The following is a 24,460-nucleotide window of genomic DNA, read 5'->3' as shown; positions in this document are numbered from 1 at the left end:
AGAGTGAATCGAACGATGTCTGCCGTCATCGAGATCGCTGAACGCCGCTTGGGTGCCACCGACGTGCGCTTGCCGGTGCTGGGCTTCGGCGCGGCGCCTATCGGCAACCTGTACACCGAAGTGACCGACGATGAGGCGATGCGGGCGATAGGCACCGCGCTGGAAAACGGCATCTATTATTTCGATACCGCGCCGTACTACGGCTATGGCCTGAGCGAATCCCGCTTGGGTCAGGGACTGAAGGGCGTGGGGCGCGACAGCGTCCGCATCTCGACCAAGGTCGGACGACGAATTTACGAAGACGCCACCCGCGAGCCGGGTCGGGAAGGTTTCGCCGTCTCTGGCCGCAAAGCGGAGTTCGACTACAGCCGCGACGGTGTGATGCGCTCGTTCGAGTCCAGTCTGCAACGGTTGGGAACCGATCGGGTAGACATCCTGTTGCTGCACGACATCGGTCGGCTTACCCATGGCGATAGCCATCCGATCATGCTGCGGCAGGCGCTGGACGAGGCGCTGCCGGCGATGGCGGAACTGAAGTCCTCCGGTGCGTGCGGCGCCATCGGCATCGGCGTCAACGAAGAAGACATCGCCGTCGAACTGATGCCGCTGTTCCCGCTGGACTGCGTGATGCTGGCCGGCCGCTACACCTTGCTGGAACAGCACGCATCGCAACGGATCATGCAGGAAGCGCAAGCGCAAAACGTCGGCGTCCTGATAGCAGGCCCGTACAGCTCGGGTTTGATGGGCGATGCGCGGGCGCCAGGCAGCACCTACAACTACGCACCGGTGGAGCCGCGAGTCCTGCAACGCGCCCAGCAGATCTATGCCATCTGTGCTGAATATGGCGTGGATGTGGGCGCTGCCGCTTTGCAGTTTCCGCTGGCCCATCCAGCAGTGATCAGCGTGGTGGCCGGAATGCGCAACGCGGAAGAAGCGATGAGCGCGTCGCTACGCTATAGCGCGGAACTTCCCGCAGAATTCTGGCAACAGCTACGCGCCCAAGGATTGATCCAGAACTGGGCGATAACGCCGTGAGAATCGTCGATTCGCATCTGCACTTCTGGCAGCTCTCGCGCGGCGACTATCTGTGGCTGACGCCTGAATTTTCTGCGCTGTACCGCGATTTCCTCCCTAACGACATCGATGCGACCTTGCGAACATGCGGAGTCGAGTCGGTGGTGGTAATCCAGGCAGCGGCGACCGAAGCCGAAACCCACTACCTCCTCGATCTCGCGCGCCACCATCCTGTGATCGCCGGCATTGTCGGTTGGACCGACTTCGAAGCCGAGGACGCGCCGCAGCGGATAGCCTCGCTTTGTCAGGCTGCGCAGGGTCGTTTGAAAGGGCTGCGGCCGATGGTCCAGGATATTCCGGACACGCAATGGCTGCTGAGGCCTGCGTTGGATCCGGCGTTCAATGCGCTGATTGCCAATGATCTATCGTTCGACGCCTTGGTCGCGCCTGTGCACTTGCCAGTGCTTACGGAGCGGCTGAACCGTCATCCCCAGCTGAGGGCCGTGCTCGACCACGCTGGCAAACCCGACATCGCCGGCGAGGGATTCGACACCTGGGCGCAGCAAATTACGCGCCTGGCCAACCAAACCAACGTGCTGTGCAAGTTGTCCGGTCTGCTATCCGAAGCGAGACGCTCTGCGTCCGCGGCGGACATTGAGCCTTACGTAGCGCATCTATTCGCCAGTTTCGGACCCAGAAGAATCATGTGGGGCAGCGACTGGCCGGTAGTGACCGCCGCCGCCGGCTATCTCCACTGGTTCGAGATGGCCAAAGCGCTGGTTCAACGCCTGGCCGCAGGGCACCAGGAAGACGTCTTCGCCAACAACGCCCAGAGCTTCTATCGCCTGGCACGGTAATCGTACTTGTGAATCGCAGGAGAAAAACGATGTCTCAACTATCTAACGAATATCAGGCGGTTGCGCGATGAGCGGCCGCTTGCAAGGAAAGCGTTGCCTCATTACCGCGGCCGGTGCGGGCATCGGCCGCGAAAGCGCACTGGCGTGCGCGCGCGAAGGGGCGCTGGTGCTGGCCACCGATATCGATGCGCAGGCCTTGGCCTTGCTTTCGGCGGAGTCGGAGGCGATCGAGACACAGGTGCTGGACGTCACCCGTTCCGAGGATATCGACATGTTCGTGTCCGCACAGGGCCCATTCGATGTGCTCTTCAACTGCGCCGGCTACGTGCATCAAGGCAGCATTCTCGATTGCGATCAGGAGGCGTGGCGCCGTTCCTTCGCGATCAATGTGGATGCGATGTATTCGCTGTGCCGCGCGGTGCTGCCCGGCATGCTCGCGCAAGGTCGGGGAAGCATCATCAACATGTCCTCGGTCGCCTCAAGCATCAAAGGCGTGCCCAACCGATTCGCTTACTCCACCACCAAGGCGGCGGTGATCGGTTTGAGCAAGGCGATCGCGGCTGATTTCGTCACCCAGGGCGTGCGTTGCAATGCGATCTGTCCCGGAACCATCAAGACCCCGTCGCTTTCCGAGCGCGTCGCCGCGCTGGGCGGTGATCAGGAAGCGGTGTGGAAAAGCTTCATCGAGCGTCAACCGATGGGCCGGCTGGGCGAGCCGAAGGAAATCGCTGCACTGGTTGTCTACCTGGCATCCGACGAGTCCTCTTTCACCACCGGACAAACCCACATCATCGACGGCGGCTGGTCGAACTAACGAATGCAAGAGTAAGGAGATACTGCGATGAAACTACTGCGCTACGGACCGAGCGGAAACGAACGGCCGGGATTATTGGACGGCGAGGGACGCATTCGCGACCTCAGCCATATCGTCGACGATATCGCCGGCGAGCATCTCACCGCCGCGGAATTGGACGCGCTCCGTGCCCTGGACATCGCGTCCTTGCCTCTGGTCGCTGAAAACGTGCGGCTGGGTGCAGCGGTAGGGCGGATCGGCAAGTTCATCTGCGTAGGCCTGAACTACGCCGACCATGCCGCCGAATCGGGTATGACCGTGCCGGAACAGCCGATATTGTTCATGAAGGCGACCAGCGCGGTGGTCGGACCGAACGACACGGTGGTGATTCCACGCGATTCGCACAAGACCGATTGGGAAGTCGAACTGGGCGTGGTGATCGGCGACAAGGCGCATGATGTGCCGGTCGAAACCGCGCTGGAGCATGTGGCCGGTTACGCGGTCATCAACGACCTTTCCGAGCGCGAATTCCAGCTCGAGCATGGCGGGCAGTGGGTCAAAGGCAAGAGCTGCGACACCTTCGGCCCGATCGGGCCCTGGCTGGTCACCCGCGACGAAATAGCGGACCCGCAAAACCTGGCGTTGTGGCTGGAAGTGAACGGCCACCGTTACCAGAACGGCAATACCCGGACCATGGTGTTCACGGTCGCGAAACTGGTGAGCTACATCAGCCGCTACATGACGCTCATGCCGGGCGACGTGATCAGTACGGGTACGCCGCCGGGCGTGGGTCTGGGCCAGAAGCCGCCGGTGTACCTCAAACCGGGCGACGTCATGGAACTGGGTATCGAAGGGCTGGGCCAACAGCGACAGCAGACCGTCGCTTATGGAAAACATTGATTCAGCCACCGACAGTGGCGTGGAAAAGCATAAAGAAGCTTGAGGAAAGGGTATGAGTAAATTCACCGCAATAGATACTTACGATGTTCGCTTTCCCACCTCGCGCGAACTGGACGGTTCCGATGCGATGAATCCGGATCCCGATTATTCGGCCGCCTATCTCATCCTGCGTACCGACGACCCCGATGGATTAGCCGGCTATGGGCTGGTCTTCACCATCGGGCGCGGCAATGATGTGCAAACCGCGGCGATCTCCGCGCTCTCGCATCTGGTGTTAGGGCGGGACGTAGATGCGGTACTGGATGATCTGGGCGCCTTCGCACGCACCCTGACCGACGATTCGCAACTGCGCTGGCTGGGTCCGGAGAAGGGCGTGATGCACATGGCCATCGGCGGCGTCATCAACGCTGCCTGGGACATGGCCGCGCGCCGCGCGCGCAAGCCGTTGTGGCGTTACATCGCCGACATGACACCGGAACAGTTGGTGCGCACCATCGATTTCCGCTACCTCTCCGACGCGCTCACACCGGAGCAGGCGCTCGATCTGTTGCGCGCCGCGGAACCGGGCAAGGCGCAACGAATGGCGTCGTTGCTGCAGGAGGGCTATCCCGCCTATACCACTTCGCCCGGCTGGCTCGGCTATTCGGATGAGAAGTTGATGCGGCTGGCCAGGGAGGCGGTGGAGGATGGCTTCCGCACCATCAAGCTCAAGGTCGGACTCAGCGTCGAGGACGATATCCGCCGTTGCCGTCTGGCGCGCGAAGCGATCGGCCCGGATGTCTCCATGGCGGTGGACGCCAATCAGCGCTGGGATGTGGCCCCGGCCATCGCCTGGATGAAAAAGTTGGCACCCTTCGACATCGCCTGGATCGAAGAGCCGACCAGTCCGGACGACATTCTCGCGCATGCTGCTATCCGCCGCGGCATTGCGCCGGTGCCGGTCTCCACCGGCGAGCACACGCAGAACCGTGTTGTCTTCAAGCAGTTGCTGCAAGCGCAGGCGGTGGACCTGATCCAGATAGACGCGGCTCGCGTGGGCGGGGTCAACGAGAACCTGGCCATCCTGTTGCTAGCCGCCAAGTTCGGCGTGCGCGTGTTTCCGCATGCCGGCGGCGTGGGTCTATGCGAACTGGTCCAGCATCTGGCCATGGCGGATTTCGTCGCTATCAGCGGCAGCAAGGAGGATCGCGCTATCGAATTCGTCGATCATCTGCACGAGCACTTCGTCGATCCGGTACGCATCCATCATGGGCGTTACCTTGCGCCGGAACAGCCAGGATTTTCGGCGGAGATGCATGCGCAGTCGGTGCAGCAGCATCTCTATCCGGGCGGGCCGGTATGGAGTCCCACGACGGCGGTCAACACCTCCGGCGCAGTGGATGTCATGGCATAGTCGCAGCGATAGGCATCGCGCTTGTCGGGTGTCCGGTTGGTTTTCCTATTGCAGGAACTTCAGGTGAAGTGATCATGCGAATTTTGTTCCTGAAAGCATCGGCTGGAGCCTTGCTCATGCTTGCCTCTCTGGCGCATGCACAGGCCCAGCCGCAAGCTGCGGCCGACGCCGTCGTTGCGCCGGCCTATCAGCCGACGGAATCGAACCTGGCGGCGCGACGCTGGTTCCAGGACGCAAAGTTCGGCGTCTTCCTGCATTGGGGGCTCTATAGCGAGCTCGGGGGCGTTGGAAGCAAGGGGTTATCCGAGTGGATCATGTACGACTCGCGTATCCCCGCCAGCAAGTACGAACGCCTGGCAACATTCTTCAACCCAACGAAATTCAATGCCGATGAATGGGTCGCAACGTTCAAGGCGGCCGGAGCGCACTACATCGTCATAACGGCAAAGCACCATGACGGCTTCGCCATGTTCGACAGCAAGGTTTCGCCGTACACGGTGGTCAAGTCGACGCCATTTGCCCGAGATCCTATTGCGGAACTTGCGGCGGCCTGCAGACGGCAGGGCATCAAGCTGTTCTTCTATTATTCGCAGCTGGATTGGCATAGCACCGACTATTATCCCCGCGGCAGTACCGGACAATTTTCGGGTCGGCCGGAAACGGGAGACTGGGACAAATATCTCGACTACCAGGATGCGCAACTGCGCGAATTGCTGACTCAGTACGGCCCGATTGGGGGGATATGGTTCGATGGCTGGTGGGACCAGCAGCACACGCCGATGCAGAATCGCTGGCGCCTCGAACGTACCTATAAGCTCATCCATTCGCTTCAGCCCCAGGCTCTGATCGTCAACAATCATCACCAACCGCCGTTCCCGGGCGAGGACTACCAAACTTTCGAGCGCGATCTTCCCGGCGAGAACTCGATGGGCTTCAACAAGGGACACATCGGCTCGCTGCCGCTTGAAATGTCAGAGACCATGAATGGCACCTGGGGTTTCAGCCTTACCGACGATCAATACAAAAGCGTGGAAACCCTGGTTCGAACCCTGGTGGGCGCTGCGGGACGAAACGCCAATTTCCTGTTGAATACCGGCCCCATGCCGAACGGGCAGCTGCAGCCGGAAAATATCGCTACCTACGCCGAGATAGGCCGATGGCTTAAGACCTATGGCGCCAGCGTTTATGGCACGCGAGGCGGTCCGGTTTCTCCTCGCAACTGGGGGGTGACTACGCAGAAGGGAAACACGGTGTATGTTCACATTCTCGACTGGAAGGACGATCGCTTGTTCGTTCCCATCACACAGAAGATAAAAGATGCGACCTTGGTGCGCGACGGCAGCCACGTCCGCTTCGACAAAGTGGACGGCGGCATCGAACTGTTGGGAGTCGCGAAATCAGCAGGGGCCTATGACGAAGTCGTCTCCCTCGAGCTGGAATGAGCTGGTGATGGGATCTTTAACTTATCGGCGCTGGGACTTGATGTCCCGTAAGCGAGTGTGAACATGGCCAGACCCGTTTCCGATCTGCGCGAAGCCGCGCGACGCCGTCTGCCGCGGCTGTTGTTCGACTACATCGATGGCGGCTCGTACGACGAGATTACCCTGCGGCGCAATATCGACGACTTGAAGGCGATCGCGCTACGTCAGCGGGTGATGACCGACATCTCGACATTGTCGATGGCCACGAGTTTGTTCGGGCAGGCCATGAGCATGCCGTTGGCGCTGGCCCCGGTCGGCTTCGCCGGGATGTATGCACGGCGCGGCGAAGTGCAGGCAGCGCGCGCGGCGCGTGCGGCCGGCGTGCCGTTCTGTCTTTCCACGCTGAGTATCTGCGGCTTGGAAGAGGTGGTGGAAGACAGTGGCGGCCCGGTCTGGTTCCAGTTCTACATGTTGCGCGACCGCGGCTTCTGCCAGAGTCTGATCGAACGGGCCAAGGCAGCCGGCAGCCCGGTGTTGTTGCTGACCGTGGATCTGCCGGTCGCCGGTGCGCGTTACCGCGACTTGCGCTCCGGCATGTCCGGACCGATCGGCTTGAAGGGCGCCTGCATGCGCGCCTGGCAAGGCGCGACTCACCCGCGCTGGCTCTGGGATGTGCGATTGCACGGGGGGCCGCATCGTTTCGGCAATATTCCGCCGGAGGTGATCGGCGAGGGTGGAGTGGGCGCATTCGCAGGGTGGATCAAAACCAATTTCGATCCTACCGTCACCTGGAAAGACCTCGATTGGGTGCGCAGCCATTGGGATGGCCCGATCGTGATCAAAGGCCTGCTGGATCCCGCTGATGCGCGCGCGGCGCTGGCTGCAGGCGCCGACGGCATCGTGGTATCCAATCACGGCGGGCGCCAGTTGGACGGGGTGCCGTCGGGCATAGCGGCCTTGCCGGGAATCCTGGATGAGGTGGGAGGACGCGTCCCGGTGCTGATGGACGGCGGCATCCGTTCGGGCCTGGATGTCCTACGTGTGCTGGCCACGGGTGCGCAGGGCTGCCTGGTCGGCAAGGCCTGGGCGTATGCGCTGGGTGCGGGCGGCGGGCAAGGCGTGAGCGAAATGCTGGCGACCTTCAAAGCCGAGCTGGAAGTGGCCATGTCTTTGACCGGCTGCACGGATCTGAGCAAGGCCGGCCGCGAGTTGCTGGCGCTTTGATCGTTATCGAGCTGACCTGCTCAGACCGCCATTGTCGCTAGCATTCAGAGGGCAGGGCGGCGCTGTCGTCGTCAGGTTTGCGCGACTGGGCTAAAGAGAAAATGCGAACCATCGGTCGCCATTTCTCGCCTGGCGCGGATCCGGGCAACGGCTTCTGGAAAGTGGACATCAGCGCTTCCCACGCCTGCACGCGCGGGTTGGCGCTGTCGGCTGCCGCTTTCGCTTCGGCGGAATAATCTTCGTCCACGTCGATGGTCAACACCAGCCGGTCGTCGACCCGGTAGATCTCCATATCGCGCACACCTGCGGCGACGATGGATTCGATGATTTCGGGCCAGATCGCCTCGGGGCTATGCCAGCGCTCGTATTCGGCGATCAGCGCCGGATCGTCGCGCAGGTCCAGTGCGTAGTAGAGCCGTGGCATCGCTCATGCACTCCCGGTCGCGCGCGCGACTGGGGTGGCAGAAGCGGTGAACGCGAACCACAGGATCACCGCAAAGCACAGGGCTGGAACCGCCATCGCCCAATGTATGCCTGCCTGGTCAGAAACCGCGCCCATCAACGCGGTCAGGATGGCGCCACCGATAATCGACATGACGATCAGCGAGGACCCCAGCTTGCGCTCGTCATCGCCCAAGCCTTCCAGGCCCAGCGCGAAAATGGTCGGGAACATGACCGACATGAAAAGACTGCTGGCCACCAGCGCATAGACGCCGATCGAATGCGGCGTTGCCACCGCGATCGAACACAGCGCTAGGTTGATCAGCGCGAATATTCCCAGCAGACGGGCAGGGGGCAGATAGCGCAATAGCGCCGTCCCTACGAACCGCCCCACCATGAACAGCACCAGAGAAGCGGTGAGATACACCGCGGCCGATTTTTCCGGCGTCCCTGGCAAACCGTCTTGGATGTATCGAATCAGGAAACTCCAGATGCCGACCTGCGCGCCCACATAGAAAAATTGGGCCACGATGGCCAGGACGAAGCGCCGCTTGCGTAAAAGGCGGCTGAAAATACCGTGACCCTGACCGGCGGGTTCGGCCGCGCTCGAGGTTGTGGGGAAGCGGGTCAGGGCGATCAACAGCGCCCATAACACCACGATGCCGCCGATGATCAGATAAGGCGTCTGCACGGCCGAAGATTCGGCCGCGTAGAAAGCTTGGCGTGCCGCAGGACTCATTGCCGCCAGATCGGTGGCCGTATGCTCGACGCCCGAGAAGATGAAGTGCTGTCCGATCAGAATGCCGGTGATCGAGCCCAAAGGGTTGAACGCCTGCGCCAGATTCAAACGTCGGGCAGCGCCTTCGGCCGGCCCGAGGACGGTGACCAATGGATTGGCCGTGGTTTCCAGAAACGCCAGGCCACTGGCGATCACGAACAGCGCCAGCAGGAAGAGGTTGTAGGTATGCGCTTGCGCCGCCGGATAGAACAGGAACGCGCCGGTGGCGTACAAGAGCAAGCCGAGGACGATGGCCGCCTTGTAGCTGTAGCGCCGCATGAACATGCCGGCGGGAATGGCGAACACGAAATAGCCGAGATAGAACGCGCTCTGTACCAAGCCGGCCTGGAAATCGGAAAGTTCGAAGGCTTTCTTGAACTGCTTGATCAGGATGTCGTTGAGGTTGTTGGCCATTCCCCATAGGAAGAACAGGCTGACAATCAGGACCAGCGGCAGAATGGCGGTCCGAACCAAGGAATTGGGCGCAACCGTGTTGGCGTCTTCGAAGTGCATGCCGCTTACCCCTCCCAAGGCTTGCTGCGCTAGCGTCTTTCGGAGCCTACTGCGGCTGACGTTTTTATGCAAATATAAAAATAATATTCATATATGAATGTGCTGCTATGAATGTGGTGTTCACCGCAGAGCTCCAAGACTCAATTCCCGGCCGCTGTGCCGGTACTCGCCTTGTTCCCTTATCCTGTTCAGCATGATTGCCAAGACCCCGAAGTACCGAGCACCCGCCCTGGACAAGGGCCTGGACATCTTAGAGTTGCTGGCTCAGAACGCCGGCCCTCGATCCATGGGGGAAATCTCGGAAGGAGTAGGACGTTCGCGTGGCGAAATCTTCCGCATGCTGCAGGTGCTTGAAGAGCGCGGCTATCTGACCAAGTTGGCCGGCGATGGGGGCTATATGCTCACCAATCGCTTGTTCATGCTCGGCATGCAACAGCCGCAGGTGCAGAACGTCACTGAAGTGGCGTTGCCGGTGATGCGCCATCTGGCCGATAAGATCCGCCAACCCTGTCATCTAGTCGCGCCCTCCGGCGATCAGATCGTGGTGATCGCCCAGATCGATGTGCCTAGCGACCTCGGCCTGGTGGTGCGCCCCGGCCATCGACGGCCGCTGGCGCACTCGACCTCGGGCCTGGTGCTGTTCGCATTTCAGCAGGAAGACGAGCAGGCGCGCTGGCTGAAATTGATCGACGAAAGCGAAGTGCCGTACGAGCGCGACGAGTTCTTGAAAGCTGCGCAGGAAGTGCGCAAACAGGGCTATGCGATGCACCCCAGCGAGGCCGTGGTGGGCGTTATCGATCTCACCGCGCCGATCCTGCAACAAGAGCACGCTACCTACACGCTGACAGTTCCTTTTATCGAGCGCCGTCCGCAGCAAATCAACGCGCAAGAAGCCTTGCAATCGCTGCGCGAAGCGGCCGATGAGATATCGCAAGCGCTTATGTATCGTTCGCCGCGGAATGCTGGGGTTGTTTGAGACGATGGCCTGAGTGGATCTAGATTGTGTTTCGTGGATGCGCCTCAAATTACTTCGAAGCGCTCCGAAGCGGGTGATGCCGTCGTCAACCAAACTGCCGAACGTTCAAGGGCGACGGCGTATCAGGGATGGCAGCCGAGGACCATTCCAACAACGCGATTGCCGATGTCAGTATTGGCATGGTCGGGAGTCGCGCCTGCCGCTACGCTCGCTGCCCATAAGGCTGATCCAGCCAGCGGACGGACACCAGGAGCAGCGATGGCACGACAAGTAGTGGGAGCAACAGCCGATGGCACGCCGATCCATGCCTTCGACATTGGAACCGGCCGCCTGCGCGCGCAGATTCTGGATTACGGCGCGATCCTGCGCCGCCTCAGCTATGTCGATGCGACTGGCGAGCGCACCGAACTGATTCTGAGTTTCGACGACGTGGACGCCTATCTGCGCGATAGCGCCTACCTCGGCGTCATTGCAGGGCGTTACGCCAACCGCATCGCCGGTTCGGCGTTCACCCTGGACGGCACACGCCATGAGCTCAGTGCCAACGAGACTCCCAACCACCTGCACGGTGGCACGCTCGGCTTCGGGCGTCGGCACTGGCGCGTCCTTTCAGAGAGCGAAGATCGACTCTGCCTGGGATATGACTCGCCGAATGGAGAAGAAGGCTATCCAGGCAACGTCGAGGTGCGCGCGGAGTTCTGCATCGACGACGAGCGCCTGACCCTGGTGCTGCAAGCCAACACCGATGCAGCCACGCCAATGAATCTCACCAATCACGCCTATTTCAATTTGGCAGGCGACGCCACCATACCCGCATCTGCACAGTGGCTGCAGGTGTTGGCCGACGGCTACCTCCCGGTCGCAGACAGTGCGCTGCTGCCGACTGGCGAAATCGCCTCTGTGCAGGGAACGCCTTTCGACTTTCGCCAGGGCCGTGTCCTGGATGATGCCGGCTACCACTCACAACTCGACCTAGCTGGCGGTTACGACCATTACCTGGCGTCGTCCGATCACCGCGCCGGCGCCGTGCTGTTCTCGCCGCACAGTCGCATCCGTCTGACCCTGAGCAGCAACCAGCCGGGGCTGCAGGTCTACGATGGCCACCAGCTTGATGCGGTGCATCCGCAATTGGGCCGGGGCATTTGCCTGGAGCCGACGGCGTATCCAGATGCGCCCAACCGTCCCGGGTTTCCCGACGCCATCCTGCGGCCGGAAACTACCTACCTCAATCGCATCGAATACAAAGTGGAGCGCGATAGCTAAAGGGTCGACAGGTCTGTTCGAACCGTACCCAGGCGCCGGCACTAAGCGCGTTCCCGGCGGGATTCAGACCAACGCGCGATACGAAAAATCGCGCAACAAGATGCTTCCCTGGTTCGCGCTGTAAATGCCCACCTTGAGGCTGAGGAAACCTCCGAAGACATTGTGGTGGATTCCGGAAACCTCCATGCGGTGGCCATGCAGGATCCAAGTCTTGCCTCCATCGTGCGAGTAGTGGAAGGTCACGATGTGTTGATCGTTCGTCAGTCGGATGCGCACGTTCCGCGTGGGCATCGGCTGCCGCATCCACGACTGTTCTTCTGCGAATTGGTAGGTCCGCATCTCGGTAGGTGTGAAGCCCACTCCGACGAATGCCTTGTGGCTGTAGAAGAGCAGCAGCCCGCCCTCGGCGCCTTGGTCGAGTTCGATCGTAGCCTCAACGACATACGCGCGGTCGCCGACGATGCAGGTAAGCGGTGGACTGTCCACCGGCGAGCGGCCCTTGGCGGCGATGCGCAAACCTTTTGATTCGTAACGGACCCGTTGCCTCTCATCAGGAGCGGGATCATGGAAGCCCCACTGCACTCCGAATCTGTCGGCGCTGAAGTCGTCCGACAGGGCGGAACCCGACACGCCGCGCTTGCCTCCCTTTGGTGCCGACAAAGGCCGGGAAAGATCGCCGCCCAGAGCCCGGAACCAGCCGTCGTCGGTCCATTCGATGGGCTCGAGTAGCGTCTGTCGTCCGAGCGTGCGGAAGCCGTTCTCGTAGCCGTGATAGATCATCCACCAATCGCCCGCCGGTCCTTCCACCAGCGATGCATGTCCACGCGACCACCACGGCTCATCGGCAGATTGCGTACGGACCAATGGATTGTGCGGGCAGTGTTCCCAGGGACCGTGGATCGATTTGGAGCGCGCCGCGATCACCATGTGTCCGGTCGGAGGGCCGGCGGTACCGCCCACTGCGGTGACCAGATAGAACCATTCCCCGTGCCGCAAGAGCTTGGGACCTTCCGGGGCGAAGTTCTCCACGATCCAATCGTCGGGATACCGCCAAGGGTTGTAGGCCGGTTCCAACGCGCCGTCGGTTGCCAGACCGTCATCGGTCAAGCGGACCTTGCGGATGCCGTTGACGAACAGATAGCGCTTGCCGTCCTCTCCCACGACATGGCCGGGATCGATGCAGCCGTGGATCTTCAGATCGATGGGATCGCTCCACGGGCCACCGATGTCATCGGCCCAGATCGCGTAGATCGACCAGCCCTTTTCCTCGGGGTCGGCTGGAATGTAGATGAAGTAGCGATCGCCGTGCTTGCACAGATCGACCGCCCAAACCACGCCGAGCGATTTGGAGAGAGCCGCCGTGAGCGGTGTCCAGTTCACCAGATCCGTGGAATGCCAAATCACCAAACCCGGATACGAATAAAAGGACGAGAACGTCATGTAGTAGTCGTCACCGTCCTTCATGACGGTAGGATCCGGATGGTCGCCAGCGACGATCGGATTCAGGTAGGTGCCATCACCCCGATCGGCCTTGCGTTGGTTCTCGACGCCGATTCCCCAATGCGGGAGCGACTTACTTTCCGCTCCGCCGCCGGCGCGGTCAGCTGCTCGGGCGAAGGGCGCGGAGACGGCGCCCGCCAACAGCATTTTGAAGGCATTGCGACGGGTGGTGTCCGTCGTCTTCATCGTCAGTGCGAATCGCGCGGCACGTCGGCGCCGCTGCCGCCGACCAGGATGTCCAAGTCCGCGCCTAGGTGCGCTTGTTGCACGTGGTCGACATAGAGTTTGGCCCAGCCGCGGGTCGGCGCGGGAGGCGGCGTCCACTGCGCACGGCGCGCGGCGAGCTCTTCGTCCGACACTTCCAAGTGAAGTCGACGCCCCGGCACATCGAGTTCGATGATGTCGCCGTCGCGGACCAAGGCCAGCGTGCCGCCGGCAGCCGCTTCGGGCGAGGTGTGCAGCACCACGGTGCCGTAGGCGGTGCCGCTCATGCGCGCATCGGAAATGCGCACCATGTCGGTGATGCCTTTGCGCAGCAGCTTGGGCGGCAGCGGCATGTTGCCGACTTCGGCCATGCCCGGATAACCGCGCGGACCGCAATTCTTCAGCACCATGACACTATTTTCGTCGACCTCCAGCGCCTCGTCGTCGATACGCGCCTTGAAGTCCTCGATGTTCTCGAACACCACCGCTGGGCCGCGGTGGCGCAGCAGTGCTGGTGACGCAGCCGACGGTTTGATCACCGCTCCGTCAGGAGACAGGTTTCCGCGCAGTACGGCGATGCCGGCCTCCAACCGAATCGGATCGGCCAAGGGCCGGATCACGTCGTTGTTCCAGCACGGCGCATCGGCGATGTTCGCGCCCAGGGTCTGACCGTTGGCGGTCAGGCAATCCAAGTGCAGATGGTCGGCGATCTCGCGCAGTAGCGCGGGCAGGCCACCGGCATAGAAGAAATCCTCCATCAGGAACTGGCCCGACGGTTTGAGGTTGAGCAGGCAGGGCAGCTTGGAACCTAGCTCGTCCCAGTCGTCCAGCGTGAGCGGCACGCCGATGCGGCCGGCGAGGGCCAGCAAGTGGATCACCGCATTGGTCGATCCGCCAATCGCAGCGTTGGTCTTGATCGCGTTCTCGAAAGCGCTGCGGGTCAATACTTTGGACATGCGCAGGTCTTCGCGCACCATCTCCACGATGCGGCGGCCAGTGAGCTGGGCCAGGCGCGAGCGGCGCGAATCCACGGCCGGAATAGCGGCGTTGTCGGGCAGCGACATGCCCAGCACCTCCACCATGCTGGCCATGGTCGAAGCCGTGCCCATGGTCATGCAACTGCCTTTGGAGCGCTGCATGCAGGCCTCTGCCTCGATGAACTCCTCCTGCGTCAGCGTGCCGGCGCGGACCATCTCCGACATGTGGATCACTCCGGTGCCGGAGCCGATCTGTTTGCCGCGCCAGTTGCCCGACAGCGAGGGACCACCGGACAAGCCGATGGTGGGCAGATCGACGCTGGCCGCACCCATCAGCAAGGAAGGCGTGGTCTTGTCGCAGCCCATCAGCAGCACTACGCCATCGATCGGGTTGCCGCGGATCGATTCCTCCACGTCCATGCTGACCAGGTTACGGAACAGCATGGCGGTGGGCAGAATCTGGGTTTCGCCCAGCGACATCACCGGAAATTCCAGCGGAAAGCCGCCGGCTTCATACACGCCGCGTTTTACGAACTCGGCCAGTTCGCGGAAATGGCCATTGCATGGAGTCAGTTCCGACCAGGTGTTGCAGATGCCGATGACCGGACGGCCATCGAACATGTCATGCGGATGGCCGGCGCTCTTCAGCCAGCTTCGGTAGTAAAAACCTTGCTTGCCTTCGCGCCCGAACCAGGACTGGCTGCGCAGCTGCGGTTTTTTGGGAGACCCCATGCAGGTGGCATTCCTTAGGCTGGACCGATGATTGGACCTGGGCCAAACCCCTTGGCCATCAGGCGACGCTTTACGGTTGCGATGCTACCGGGCATATTCATGCTAGAAAAATAACAAATCACAGTTAATCAATATCTATTTACATATAGATCATCCCACTCCAAGCATTTCACTACGAGGCAAAACATGAGTGCAGAAACAAACCCTGTCCTAGCAGTGCGGAGAAGTGGCGTAGGGGAGGGTGCGAGCTATCCGGAGTTGGCCGGCCGACCGGTTTTTATCACCGGCGGCGGATCGGGAATCGGGGCATCGCTAGTCGAGGGCTTCGTCCGCCAGGGCGCGCCGGTAGCGTTCGTCGATATCGACGAAGCCGCCAGCCGCGCCTTGGTCGAACGCTTGCAGGCACAAGGACTGGCGGCGCCCTGGTGGCGTCGCGTCGACGTGACCGATGTCGACGCGTTGCGTCAGGCTGTGCAGGACGGCGCGAGCGCACTGGGCGATTTCCATACCTTGGTCAACAACGTGGGCAGCGATGATCGCCACCGCCTCGAAGAGGTGACGCCCGATTACTGGAACCAAAGAGTAGCGATCAACCAGCGCGCGGCGTTCTTCGCCATCCAGGCCGCTGTGCCAGGCATGCGCCGACGCGGCAGCGGTGCGATCATCAATCTCGGTTCTACCGGCTGGCAGAGCAAGACCGGCGGCTATGCGGTGTATGCCACGGCCAAGTCATCGGTAAATGGATTGACCCGCGGCTTGGCCCGCGAGCTGGGTGCCGACCGCATCCGCATCAATGTGCTGACCCCGGGCTGGGTCATGACCGAGCGCCAAATCACTCTTTGGCTTGATGCGGAAGGCGAACGCGACCTGCTGCGCAATCAATGCCTGCCGGACAAGGTGCTGCCCGAAGACATCACCGCCATGGCGCTGTTTCTGTCCTCGGATCAGGCCCGCGCCATCACTGCGCAGGAATTCGTGGTCGATGCCGGCTGGACTTGAGCACGCAATCGTTGCGATGGCGTGGCTACGATTACGGTCACCTCAACCCTCGGGCTTGCCCGAGGATAGATCGACGCCGTACACCGGCACGGCCGCGGCTTTAAGCGCCTGCAACATGATCTTGGCGCCGGGCGAGAGCAGCCAATCGCTACGAGTGATGAGGCCGAAATGGTCCATCCGGCAAGAGAGTTCCGCCGGCACGATGGAGACGATATTGTGCTTGGCGTAATAGCGTGCGACATCGGTAGGCACCACCGCCATGTAGTCGCTTTCCTCCAGCATGCGCGGCAGGAACGCGAGCGCCGAACTCTCGATGATCCGCTTCGGCGCCTCCAGTCCAGCGCTCTGGAACATCAGCTCGAAGCGATGGCGCAACACGCTGCCGGCCGGCGGCACGATCCAGCCGGCGAGCGCCAATTCGGCTAACGAGGGTTGTTCGATTTCCAGGATCGGATGGTGGGGACGGACGATGGCCGAAACCTGTTCCTCGGCCAGCGCTTGGTAGTGCAAGTTGCGTTTGTCGTGGCGCGCGAACAAGCGCGCGACGATGATGTCGAGCTTGTTCTGCGACAGCATCTCCAGCAGCACATCACTGCTCTCCACCATCAGCGAGACGCGCAACAGCGGGTGGTCGCGGGCGATTTGAACCATAGCCGCCGGCAGCAGGTTCATGGCCGGGCCGGTGATCGCGCCGACGCTGACGCTGCCGTAGTAGCCGGCCTTCAGCGCCTCGATCTCGGCGCCGGCTTCGCTCAGGCTGGAGAGGGCGATGCGCGCGTGGCGGATCATGGTTTCGCCATACCAGGTCGGCTGCATGCCACGCGGCAATCGCTCGAACAGCGACACGCCCATCGTATCTTCCAGGTCCTTGAGCAACTTCGATGCCGCCGGCTGGGACATGTTCAGCACGTCCGCGGCGCGTTGGGTGCTGCCTTCGTCATCGATGGCGATCAGCAGCATCAACTGCCGGGCCTTGAGGCGGGCGCGCACAAACCAGGGGGTGCTTGAGGCCACGAAGTTTTTCTCAGCTATACCGATGTATATATATATTAATCACAAAAATAGAGTTGTTGTATATGAGTGGTGCCGGCAGAATGTGGGCTGGCACGGTACTTCCCTAACGGGAGGTGTGTGTCGCACCCGTGGCCCACGAATGCAGGCGGAGCAATGCGACTGATTCAGCTAGTTGACGATGCCGGCGAAGCTCGGGTCGGCATGATCGACCAGGACGGGGCCCGTGTGCGCCTCCTGCGCAGCTCCAGAACTACCTATGCACTGGCCACCGCAGCCATCGCGGCCAATCGCGACCTTGAACAGCAGGCTGCACAGGAGCAGGGCGACGAGTCGGTGGACTATGCGACGCTGCTGCGCGAGGACCGGGTACTGACCCCGCTAGCGCATCCCGATCCCGCCCATCTGCGCGTCACCGGCACCGGCCTGACTCACCTGGGTAGCGCCGCCACCCGCGATGCCATGCACCAGAACCTGCAGGACCATGCCAACGCCGGCAGCCTCACCGATTCGATGAAGGTGTTCCAGTGGGGTGTGGAGGGTGGCATTCCACGCCAGGGCCGGCCCGGCGCGCAGCCGGAATGGTTCTACAAGGGCGATGGCAGCGTGGTGATAGCTCCGGGCCAGGCCCTGCCGTCGCCCGATTTCGCTTTGGATGGCGGCGAGGAGCCGGAGTTGGTGGGGCTTTACTTGATCGGCTCGGACGGCACCCCGCATCGTCTAGGGTTCGCCCTCGGTAACGAATTCTCCGACCACATCACCGAGCGCCAGAACTATCTGTACCTGGCCCATTCCAAACTGCGTGCCTGCGCAGTCGGTCCTGAGTTGCGTACCGGACCGCTGCCGCGCGACCTGAGCGGCACCAGTCGCATCCGCCGCGGCGACACGGTGCTGTGGGAGAAACCTTTCCTCACCGGCGAGGACAACATGTGCCACTCGCTGGAGAATCTGGAGTACCACCATTTCAAATACGCCGCGCATCGCCGCCCAGGCGATGTGCATCTGCATTTCTTCGGAACCTCGACGCTAAGTTTTGCCGACGGCATCGCCGTGCAGCCGGGCGATTGCTTCGAGATCGACTTGCCGGCGCTGGGTGCGCCGTTGGTCAATCCGCTGCAGACCGTGGCCGCCGGTTTCGCGCTCGGCGGCGTACAGCCCCTCTGATCCCAGGACACCTCGCATGACCCAGCGTTTCCAGAGTTATATCGATGGCCAGTGGGTGGCCGGCGGCACCGCCGCACAGGATGAAAATCCCTCCGACCTGGCGGCGCCGGTGGGCGATTACGCCAGCCTGGACGCGGCGCAGGTGCGCGATGCGGTCGCCGCCGCAGCCGCTTCCCAGCGCAGTTGGTCGCTGAGCACGCCGCAGCAACGCGCCGACGCCCTGGATTTCGTCGGCAGCGAAATCCTGGTGCGCAAAGAGGAACTAGGCAGGCTGTTGGCGATGGAAGAGGGCAAGACCTTGCCGGAGTCCATCGGCGAGGCGGCCCGTGCCGGACAGATCTTCAAGTTCTTCGCTGGCGAAGCCCTGCGCATTCCTGGCGAAAAGCTGGCCTCGACCCGTCCCGGCGTGGAAGTGGAAATCACCCGCGAGCCAGTGGGCGTGGTTGGCATCATCGCGCCGTGGAACTTCCCGCTGGCCATTCCAGCGTGGAAGATCGCCCCGGCCCTGGCCTATGGCAACAGCGTGGTGTTCAAACCGGCCGAGATCGTCCCCGGTTGTGCCTGGGCCCTGGCCGAGATCCTCAGCCGGGCCGGCCTGCCGGCGGGCGTATTCAACCTGGTCATCGGCAGCGGCCGCGTGGTCGGTCAGGCCTTGGTCGAGGATCCGCGGATCAACGCACTGACTTTCACCGGCTCGGTACGCACCGGCAACGCGCTTCTGCAGCAGGCCGCTGCGCGCGGACTGAAGATCCAGTTGGAGATGGGCGGCAAGAATCCGCTGGTGGTACTGGCCGACGCCGACCTGGAAAAGGCGGTGGAGATCGCGGTCAACGGCGCTTATTTCTCCACCGGCCAGCGCTGCACGGCTTCGAGCCGATTGATCGTGGAGACTCCTGTGTATGAGGAGTTCATCGCGCGCACGCGCAAGCGCTTGGCCTCGCTCAAGGTCGGCCACGCCCTGACCAGCGGCATCGATATCGGTCCGGTGGCCAGCGCCGAACAACTGGCCACCGATCTTTCCTATCTGGACATCGCCCGTCAGGAAGGCGCGGAGCTGCTGTGCGGCGGCGAACAACTGGAGCTGGATACCCGCGGCCACTACTTGAGCCCGGCCCTGGTCGCCGCTTTGCCCGAACACCGGATCGCGCGCGAGGAAGTGTTCGGCCCGGTGGCGGCGGTACTGCGTGCGGACGACTACGAACATGCGCTGGCCCTGGCCAACGACACCGAATTCGGTCTGTGCGCGGGTATCGCCACGACGTCGCTGAAGTACGCCACGCATTTCAAACGCCACGCAGAGGTGGGCATGGTCATGGTCAACCTGCCGACTGCAGGCGTGGATCCGCATGTGCCGTTCGGCGGCCGCAAGGCCTCGAGTTACGGCCCGCGCGAGCAGGGCCGCTATGCTGTGGAGTTCTATACCACGGTCAAAACAGCCTATACCTCGGCCTAGGCCGGACAGCGACACAATGCCAGGAAGGGTCGGAAGAAAAACCTTTCTAGTCGATGCGACGGACACCTCCCGGAGGGGATGGGTCAAACAACCATAACGGGAGGAAAGGGATGAAACGAGGATTCATGCTAGCCGCCGCGCTGACATGCGCGGCAGCATTCGTGGGTGGCTGTTCGCGCGATGCGGGCAGCGGGCGTGCAGCGCAGCCGGTGCTGGGTTTCAGCCAGATCGGTGCCGAGAGCGAATGGCGCACCGCCAATACCGCCTCGATCAAGTCGTCGCTGGCCAAGGCCGGCATCCAGTTGCGTTTCTCCGATGCGCAGCAGAAGCAGGAAAACCAGATCAAGGCGTTGCGCTCGTTCATCGCTCAGCGCGTGGACCTGATCGCGTTCTCGCCGGTGGTCGAATCCGGCTGGGAAACGGTACTGCGCGAGGCCAAGGCCGCCAACATCCCGGTGATCCTCACCGACCGTGCAGTCGAGGTGTCCGACGACTCGCTATACGTGACCCTGATCGGCTCTGATTTCGTCGAAGAGGGCCGCAAGGCCGGCCGCTGGTTGCTGCAAGACACGCCCGCCGGTGGTGGAGAAGTGCGCATCGTCGAGCTGCAGGGCACGGTGGGTTCGGCGCCGGCGATCGACCGCATGAAAGGATTCCATGAAGTCATCGACAAGGATCCGCGCTTCAAGGTGGTGCGATCGCAAAGCGGCGACTTCACCCGGGCCAAGGGCAAGGAAGTGATGGAGGCGTTCCTCAAAGCCGAAAGCTCGAAGATCGACGTGTTGTTCGCCCACAACGACGATATGGCGATTGGTGCGATCCAGGCCATCGAAGAGGCTGGGCTGAAGCCTGGCAAAGACATCAAGATCGTTTCCATCGACGGCGTACGCGGCGCATTCAAGGCGATGGAAGCGGGCAAGCTCAACGCGACTATCGAATGCAATCCGCTGATCGGCGATCAACTGGTCGATGCGGTCAAAGCCGTGCTCGAGAAACGTCCGCTGCCCAAGCGCATCCTGGTGGAGGAAGGGGTATTCACCCAGGACCAGGCCGCCGCGGCGCTGCCAGGCCGTAAGTACTGAACTCAATGGCCACGGACGACGCTGCCATCGTCCTGCAGGCTCGCGGCCTGGGCAAACGCTTTGCCGGCGTAGCGGCGCTGGAAGAGGTCGACCTGACCCTGCGCGCTGGCGAAGTGCATGCGTTGATGGGTCAGAACGGCGCCGGCAAATCGACCCTGATCAAATTGCTGACGGGAGTGATGCGCCCGGACAGCGGAAAGATGTGGGTTAACGGACAGGCAGTGTCGCCGTCCACTCCGGCCGAGGCGCAACACCTGGGCATCAGCACGGTCTACCAGGAAGTGAACCTGTGCCCGAACCTGTCGGTCGCCGAGAACATTGTCGGCGGCCGCTATCCCCGTCGGCGCTGGACCGGGGCTATCGATTGGAACGCGGTCAACGCCCGAGCCCGCGATGTGCTGGCCGGCCTGAACCTGGACATCGACCCAAAACGATCGCTGTCGGACTTCCCGGTAGCAGTGCAGCAGATGGTCGCCATCGCACGTGCATTGAGCGTATCGGCCAAGTTATTGATCCTGGACGAACCAACCTCGAGCCTGGACGAGCGTGAGGTGCAAGAGTTGTTCGCGGTGATGCGCCGTCTGCGCGAGCAAGGCATGGCGATCCTGTTCGTCACTCATTTTTTGGATCAGATGTATGCGGTCTCCGATCGCGTCACCGTCTTGCGCAACGGCCGCCGAGTAGGCGAATACGCGGCGGCGGCGCTGCCTCATGGGCCGCTGGTGGCGGCCATGGTCGGTCGCGAGATCGCTGTCGCCGAACGCGGCGATGCTATGCAGTCCGTCGCGGTGGAAGAGGGTGCGACGGTGTTGGAAGCGCAGGCGCTGGAGCGCCGTGGTCAGATCGCTCCGACCGACCTGAGTCTGCGCGCCGGTGAAGTACTGGGCCTGGGTGGGTTGCTCGGGTCGGGCCGCACCGAACTGGTCCGACTGATGTTCGGCCTGGATCGCGCCGACGCCGGCAAGCTGCGCATCGGACAGCGCGAAGTCGTCCTGAAAGGTCCGGCCGACGCGGTGGCCCAGGGGCTGGCCCTGTGCCCGGAGGAGCGCAAGACAGAAGGCGTCGTGGCCGAGCTGTCGGTGCGCGAAAACATCGCCTTGGCCTTGCAGGCCAAGCTGGGCCTGCGCCGTTTTCTGGGTCGCAGCGAACAGGAAGCACTGGCCAAGCGCTATGTGGACCTGCTGGGGATCAAGACCGCCGGCATCGAAACTCCGGTTGGCCTGCTTTCGGGCGGCAACCAGCAAAAAGTGGTGCTGGCGCGTTGGCTGGCCACCGAACCGGCAGTGCTGATCCTGGATGAGCCAACCCGCGGCATCGACGTCGCCGCCAAGCAGGAAATCATGGGACAAATCTTGCGCCTGGCGCGCAAAGGCATGGCGGTGCTCTTCATCTCCGCCGAAATGGACGAGCTTGTACGCATCTCGGACCGGATCGCGGTGATGCGCGATCGCCGCAAGGTGGGCGAACTTCCCGGAGGCTGCGGCGAAGCGGCGGTGTATGACCTGATTGCAGGCACTGACGCATGAGAGAGGTGTCATGAGAGAGATCTCTTCGCCGGCCACTTCGGTATCGCGGTTACGACGTGTCGTCGCGCATCCGCTGTTCTGGCCGCTGCTGACCCTGACCCTGCTGGTGCTGGGCAACGGCTTGATTAATCCCACCTTCCTTTCCCTGCATTGGCGCGACGGCCATGTGTACGGAAACCTGATGGATATCGCCAATCGCGCCGCGCCGCTGATCCTGGTTTCGCTGGGCGTGACGCTGGTGATCGCTGTTCGCGGCTTGGATATTTCCGTGGGCGCAGTGCTGGCGATCGCGGCCACGGTGGCGGCCTGGATGATCGGCGGCGAGAGCGATGTCACGCGCTTTCCCATGGCCGTGGCGATCATCGCCGCACTGGTCGCGGCGGCCCTATGCGGGCTGTGGAACGGACTGTTGGTGGTCAAGCTGGGCATGCAACCCATCGTCGCCACCCTGATTCTGATGGTGGCCGGGCGCGGCGTCGCCCAATTGCTGGCCGATGGGCAGATCCTGACGGTGTACTACAAACCGTACGCGTATTTCGGCAACGGCTTCCTGTTCGGCCTCCCGTTTTCACTGTACGTGATTGCCTTCGTCTGCCTGTTGCTATGGCTGGCCCTTGGCCGCACTGCGCTGGGCTTGTTCATACGCGCCATCGGCGGCAATCCCGTGGCTGCGCGCGTGGCCGGCGTACCGGCACGGTGGATCACGGTGGGGTTGTACGTGTTCTCCGCGTTTTGTGCGGGCGTGGCCGGAATTCTGGTCAGTTCCAACGTCAGCAGTGCCGATGCCAACAACGCCGGACAGTTGCTGGAACTGGACGCGATCCTGGCGGTCACCCTAGGCGGCACCGCGCTCAGCGGCGGTCGTTTCAGTCTGGCGGGCAGCGTGATCGGTGCGCTGATCATCCAGACGCTGACTTCGACCATTTATTCGATAGGTGTACCGCCGCAGGTGAATCTGGTGGTCAAGGCCGCGTTGGTATTCATCGTGATGCTGCTGCAATCGGCCGAGTTCCGCAGCCATGTGCGCCAATTGCTGGGGCGGCGCGAAGCGGGGGAGGGCAGCGCATGAGCAGCACCGTTCACACCCGGAATTCCGCAAGTTCGGCGGCGTCGCGGCGGTTGGATCCACGTCATCTGCCGCTGCTGGTGACCTTGGCGTTGTTCCTGGTCATGGCCGTGATCGGCGGCATTCTCTACCCCGGTTTTCTGTCGCCGCAGGTGTTCCTCAATCTTCTGATCGACAATGCCTTCCTGTGCGTGGCTGCGGTCGGCGCCACTTTCGTCATCTTGACCGGCGGCATCGACCTGTCGGTTGGGGCGGTGATCGCTTTCACTACGGTGCTGTTGGCGATGCTGGTGCAGCAGTTCGGCTGGCATCCCTTGGCGGCCATTCCCGTGGTGTTGGCACTGGGCAGCGTTTTCGGCGCGGCGATGGGCGTGTTGATCCAGCGTTACCGGCTACAACCGTTCGTGGTCACCCTGGCTGGCATGTTCCTAGCGCGCGGCGCGGCGACGCTGTTGAGTGTGGATTCGATCAGCATCGACCATCCGTTCTACACGACGTTGTCGTATGTACGCATTCCATTGGGCTTCGGCAGTCTATCGATCGGCGCAGTGATCGCTTTGTTGGTAGTGGTTGCCGGCATCTGGACCGCTCACGCCACCCGCTTTGGCCGCACCGTCTACGCGATCGGCGGCAGTGAAACTTCCGCGCGGTTGATGGGACTGCCGGTCGATTCGACCCTGGTGGGCGTGTACACACTGAGCGGCTTCTGTTCGGCGCTGGCCGGAGTGGTCTATACCTTCTACATGCTGTCCGGCTACAGCCAGCACGCGCTGGGGCTTGAGTTGGACGCCATCGCCGCCGTGGTGATCGGCGGCACGCTACTCGCTGGTGGCACGGGTTACGTGATCGGCACACTGATCGGTGTGCTGATCCTGGGACTGATCCAGACCATGATCGTGTTCGACGGCACCCTCAGCTCATGGTGGACGCGTATCGCCATCGGTCTGCTGCTGTTCGTGTTCTGCGTGCTGCAGCGTTTGTTCGACCTGCGCCAGCGTCGGCAGGGCACGACGACGTAAACAGGCTTTCTGAGTGAATTGCGGGTCAACAGTTCATTATATAAATCAGTAGTTTAGACGTAACTTTAAATAATATATTTAAGTAATTTTCCCTGCGCCGCTTCGCAATGAGCGAAGCATTTGAATCCGGGAAATAATTAGGCTTGACTAATTA

Annotated in this window: 21 protein-coding genes; 16 read left to right on the top strand and 5 right to left on the bottom strand. The window is 62.1% G+C overall.

Going from position 1 to position 24,460, the window contains the following annotated elements; translation table 11 throughout:
- The first annotated feature begins 15 nt into the window (after positions 1-15).
- The 7 genes from AC1DTQ_RS03400 (at position 16) to AC1DTQ_RS03370 (ending at position 7,602) form a co-directional block, all read left to right on the top strand.
- Entirely contained in the window at positions 16-1,035 is a 1,020-nt protein-coding gene (locus AC1DTQ_RS03400; RefSeq protein ID WP_477847962.1) for an aldo/keto reductase, read from the top strand.
- Entirely contained in the window at positions 1,032-1,871 is an 840-nt protein-coding gene (locus tag AC1DTQ_RS03395) for an amidohydrolase family protein (protein ID WP_477847960.1), read from the top strand. Before AC1DTQ_RS03400 ends, AC1DTQ_RS03395 begins: the two co-directional genes overlap by 4 nt.
- A 67-nt stretch (positions 1,872-1,938) precedes the next feature.
- A complete protein-coding gene (locus AC1DTQ_RS03390) occupies positions 1,939-2,685 on the top strand; it encodes an SDR family oxidoreductase (protein WP_477847958.1) in 747 nt (248 codons plus the stop codon).
- Between the two features lie 27 nt (positions 2,686-2,712).
- A complete protein-coding gene (locus AC1DTQ_RS03385) occupies positions 2,713-3,564 on the top strand; it encodes a fumarylacetoacetate hydrolase family protein (RefSeq protein ID WP_477847956.1) in 852 nt (283 codons plus the stop codon).
- A 52-nt stretch (positions 3,565-3,616) separates the two neighbouring features.
- Positions 3,617-4,957, top strand: coding sequence for an L-fuconate dehydratase (locus tag AC1DTQ_RS03380; protein WP_477847954.1), 1,341 nt, complete (start codon positions 3,617-3,619; stop codon positions 4,955-4,957).
- Between the two features lie 74 nt (positions 4,958-5,031).
- Positions 5,032-6,399, top strand: a complete 1,368-nt coding sequence (locus AC1DTQ_RS03375) for an alpha-L-fucosidase (RefSeq protein WP_477847952.1) — start codon at positions 5,032-5,034, stop codon at positions 6,397-6,399.
- A gap of 63 nt (positions 6,400-6,462) precedes the next feature.
- Entirely contained in the window at positions 6,463-7,602 is a 1,140-nt protein-coding gene (locus AC1DTQ_RS03370; RefSeq protein WP_477847951.1) for an L-lactate dehydrogenase, read from the top strand.
- A gap of 37 nt (positions 7,603-7,639) precedes the next feature.
- On the opposite strand, the gene AC1DTQ_RS03365 is transcribed toward AC1DTQ_RS03370, so the two are convergent.
- Together AC1DTQ_RS03365 and fucP are read right to left on the bottom strand one after the other, a co-directional pair.
- Complete coding sequence (locus tag AC1DTQ_RS03365; RefSeq protein ID WP_477847950.1) at positions 7,640-8,026, bottom strand: L-rhamnose mutarotase; 387 nt, start codon at positions 8,024-8,026, stop codon at positions 7,640-7,642.
- 3 nt (positions 8,027-8,029) lie between these two features.
- On the bottom strand, positions 8,030-9,334 hold the full coding sequence (fucP, locus tag AC1DTQ_RS03360) for an L-fucose:H+ symporter permease (RefSeq protein ID WP_477847948.1): 1,305 nt from the start codon (positions 9,332-9,334) through the stop codon (positions 8,030-8,032).
- Positions 9,335-9,527: 193 nt separating this feature from the next.
- Between fucP and AC1DTQ_RS03355 the strand changes: the two genes are divergently transcribed.
- Entirely contained in the window at positions 9,528-10,310 is a 783-nt protein-coding gene (locus AC1DTQ_RS03355; protein WP_477847947.1) for an IclR family transcriptional regulator, read from the top strand.
- A gap of 258 nt (positions 10,311-10,568) precedes the next feature.
- The gene (locus AC1DTQ_RS03350) at positions 10,569-11,573 is read left to right on the top strand and encodes an aldose epimerase family protein (protein ID WP_477847945.1); all 1,005 of its coding nucleotides are present in this window, start codon (positions 10,569-10,571) and stop codon (positions 11,571-11,573) included.
- Positions 11,574-11,636: 63 nt separating this feature from the next.
- Here the strand turns inward: AC1DTQ_RS03350 and AC1DTQ_RS03345 are convergent, their stop codons facing one another.
- Both AC1DTQ_RS03345 and AC1DTQ_RS03340 read right to left on the bottom strand, forming a co-directional pair.
- Positions 11,637-13,259 (bottom strand): family 43 glycosylhydrolase, encoded by a 1,623-nt coding sequence (locus AC1DTQ_RS03345; RefSeq protein WP_477847943.1) that lies wholly within the window; start codon positions 13,257-13,259, stop codon positions 11,637-11,639.
- 2 nt (positions 13,260-13,261) lie between these two features.
- Positions 13,262-14,986 carry an IlvD/Edd family dehydratase gene (locus tag AC1DTQ_RS03340; protein ID WP_477847941.1) on the bottom strand — a complete coding sequence of 575 codons (1,725 nt, stop codon included), beginning with the start codon at positions 14,984-14,986 and terminating at the stop codon, positions 13,262-13,264.
- Positions 14,987-15,172: 186 nt separating this feature from the next.
- On the opposite strand from AC1DTQ_RS03340, the gene AC1DTQ_RS03335 reads away from it, so the two are divergent.
- Positions 15,173-15,985 (top strand): SDR family NAD(P)-dependent oxidoreductase, encoded by an 813-nt coding sequence (locus AC1DTQ_RS03335; RefSeq protein ID WP_477847940.1) that lies wholly within the window; start codon positions 15,173-15,175, stop codon positions 15,983-15,985.
- A 42-nt stretch (positions 15,986-16,027) separates the two neighbouring features.
- Here the strand turns inward: AC1DTQ_RS03335 and AC1DTQ_RS03330 are convergent, their stop codons facing one another.
- Positions 16,028-16,999: a LysR substrate-binding domain-containing protein gene (locus AC1DTQ_RS03330; RefSeq protein ID WP_477847939.1), complete on the bottom strand. Its 972-nt coding sequence runs from the start codon at positions 16,997-16,999 to the stop codon at positions 16,028-16,030.
- A 153-nt stretch (positions 17,000-17,152) separates the two neighbouring features.
- Between AC1DTQ_RS03330 and araD1 the strand changes: the two genes are divergently transcribed.
- The 6 genes from araD1 to yjfF all read left to right on the top strand — a co-directional run bounded on the left by araD1 (position 17,153) and on the right by yjfF (position 24,306).
- Positions 17,153-18,160 carry an AraD1 family protein gene (gene araD1 / locus AC1DTQ_RS03325; protein WP_477847938.1) on the top strand — a complete coding sequence of 336 codons (1,008 nt, stop codon included), beginning with the start codon at positions 17,153-17,155 and terminating at the stop codon, positions 18,158-18,160.
- A 16-nt stretch (positions 18,161-18,176) separates the two neighbouring features.
- A complete protein-coding gene (locus AC1DTQ_RS03320) occupies positions 18,177-19,613 on the top strand; it encodes an aldehyde dehydrogenase family protein (RefSeq protein ID WP_477847936.1) in 1,437 nt (478 codons plus the stop codon).
- 110 nt (positions 19,614-19,723) lie between these two features.
- Positions 19,724-20,695, top strand: coding sequence for an ABC transporter substrate-binding protein (locus tag AC1DTQ_RS03315; RefSeq protein WP_477847934.1), 972 nt, complete (start codon positions 19,724-19,726; stop codon positions 20,693-20,695).
- A 5-nt stretch (positions 20,696-20,700) separates the two neighbouring features.
- Positions 20,701-22,221, top strand: coding sequence for a sugar ABC transporter ATP-binding protein (locus tag AC1DTQ_RS03310; protein WP_477847933.1), 1,521 nt, complete (start codon positions 20,701-20,703; stop codon positions 22,219-22,221).
- A gap of 10 nt (positions 22,222-22,231) precedes the next feature.
- A complete protein-coding gene (locus AC1DTQ_RS03305; RefSeq protein ID WP_477847931.1) occupies positions 22,232-23,290 on the top strand; it encodes an ABC transporter permease in 1,059 nt (352 codons plus the stop codon).
- The gene (gene yjfF / locus AC1DTQ_RS03300; RefSeq protein WP_477847930.1) at positions 23,287-24,306 is read left to right on the top strand and encodes a galactofuranose ABC transporter, permease protein YjfF; all 1,020 of its coding nucleotides are present in this window, start codon (positions 23,287-23,289) and stop codon (positions 24,304-24,306) included. The genes AC1DTQ_RS03305 and yjfF overlap by 4 nt, the downstream gene beginning before the upstream one ends.
- Positions 24,307-24,460: the final 154 nt, after the last annotated feature.

The sequence above is a fragment of the Pseudoxanthomonas sp. P4_B2 genome (assembly GCF_056402315.1).
This window is presented reverse-complemented; position numbering and strand designations above follow the sequence as displayed.

Coding starts and splice junctions, on each gene's coding strand:
- AC1DTQ_RS03400 (WP_477847962.1), top strand. CDS start 16: ATGTCTGCCGTCATCGAGATCGCTGAACGCCGCTTGGGTGCCACCGAC.
- AC1DTQ_RS03390 (WP_477847958.1), top strand. CDS start 1,939: ATGAGCGGCCGCTTGCAAGGAAAGCGTTGCCTCATTACCGCGGCCGGT.
- AC1DTQ_RS03385 (WP_477847956.1), top strand. CDS start 2,713: ATGAAACTACTGCGCTACGGACCGAGCGGAAACGAACGGCCGGGATTA.
- AC1DTQ_RS03380 (WP_477847954.1), top strand. CDS start 3,617: ATGAGTAAATTCACCGCAATAGATACTTACGATGTTCGCTTTCCCACC.
- AC1DTQ_RS03375 (WP_477847952.1), top strand. CDS start 5,032: ATGCGAATTTTGTTCCTGAAAGCATCGGCTGGAGCCTTGCTCATGCTT.
- AC1DTQ_RS03370 (WP_477847951.1), top strand. CDS start 6,463: ATGGCCAGACCCGTTTCCGATCTGCGCGAAGCCGCGCGACGCCGTCTG.
- AC1DTQ_RS03365 (WP_477847950.1), bottom strand. CDS start 8,026: ATGCCACGGCTCTACTACGCACTGGACCTGCGCGACGATCCGGCGCTG.
- fucP (WP_477847948.1), bottom strand. CDS start 9,334: ATGCACTTCGAAGACGCCAACACGGTTGCGCCCAATTCCTTGGTTCGG.
- AC1DTQ_RS03355 (WP_477847947.1), top strand. CDS start 9,528: ATGATTGCCAAGACCCCGAAGTACCGAGCACCCGCCCTGGACAAGGGC.
- AC1DTQ_RS03350 (WP_477847945.1), top strand. CDS start 10,569: ATGGCACGACAAGTAGTGGGAGCAACAGCCGATGGCACGCCGATCCAT.
- AC1DTQ_RS03345 (WP_477847943.1), bottom strand. CDS start 13,259: ATGAAGACGACGGACACCACCCGTCGCAATGCCTTCAAAATGCTGTTG.
- AC1DTQ_RS03340 (WP_477847941.1), bottom strand. CDS start 14,986: ATGGGGTCTCCCAAAAAACCGCAGCTGCGCAGCCAGTCCTGGTTCGGG.
- AC1DTQ_RS03335 (WP_477847940.1), top strand. CDS start 15,173: ATGAGTGCAGAAACAAACCCTGTCCTAGCAGTGCGGAGAAGTGGCGTA.
- araD1 (WP_477847938.1), top strand. CDS start 17,153: ATGCGACTGATTCAGCTAGTTGACGATGCCGGCGAAGCTCGGGTCGGC.
- AC1DTQ_RS03320 (WP_477847936.1), top strand. CDS start 18,177: ATGACCCAGCGTTTCCAGAGTTATATCGATGGCCAGTGGGTGGCCGGC.
- AC1DTQ_RS03315 (WP_477847934.1), top strand. CDS start 19,724: ATGAAACGAGGATTCATGCTAGCCGCCGCGCTGACATGCGCGGCAGCA.
- AC1DTQ_RS03310 (WP_477847933.1), top strand. CDS start 20,701: ATGGCCACGGACGACGCTGCCATCGTCCTGCAGGCTCGCGGCCTGGGC.
- AC1DTQ_RS03305 (WP_477847931.1), top strand. CDS start 22,232: ATGAGAGAGATCTCTTCGCCGGCCACTTCGGTATCGCGGTTACGACGT.
- yjfF (WP_477847930.1), top strand. CDS start 23,287: ATGAGCAGCACCGTTCACACCCGGAATTCCGCAAGTTCGGCGGCGTCG.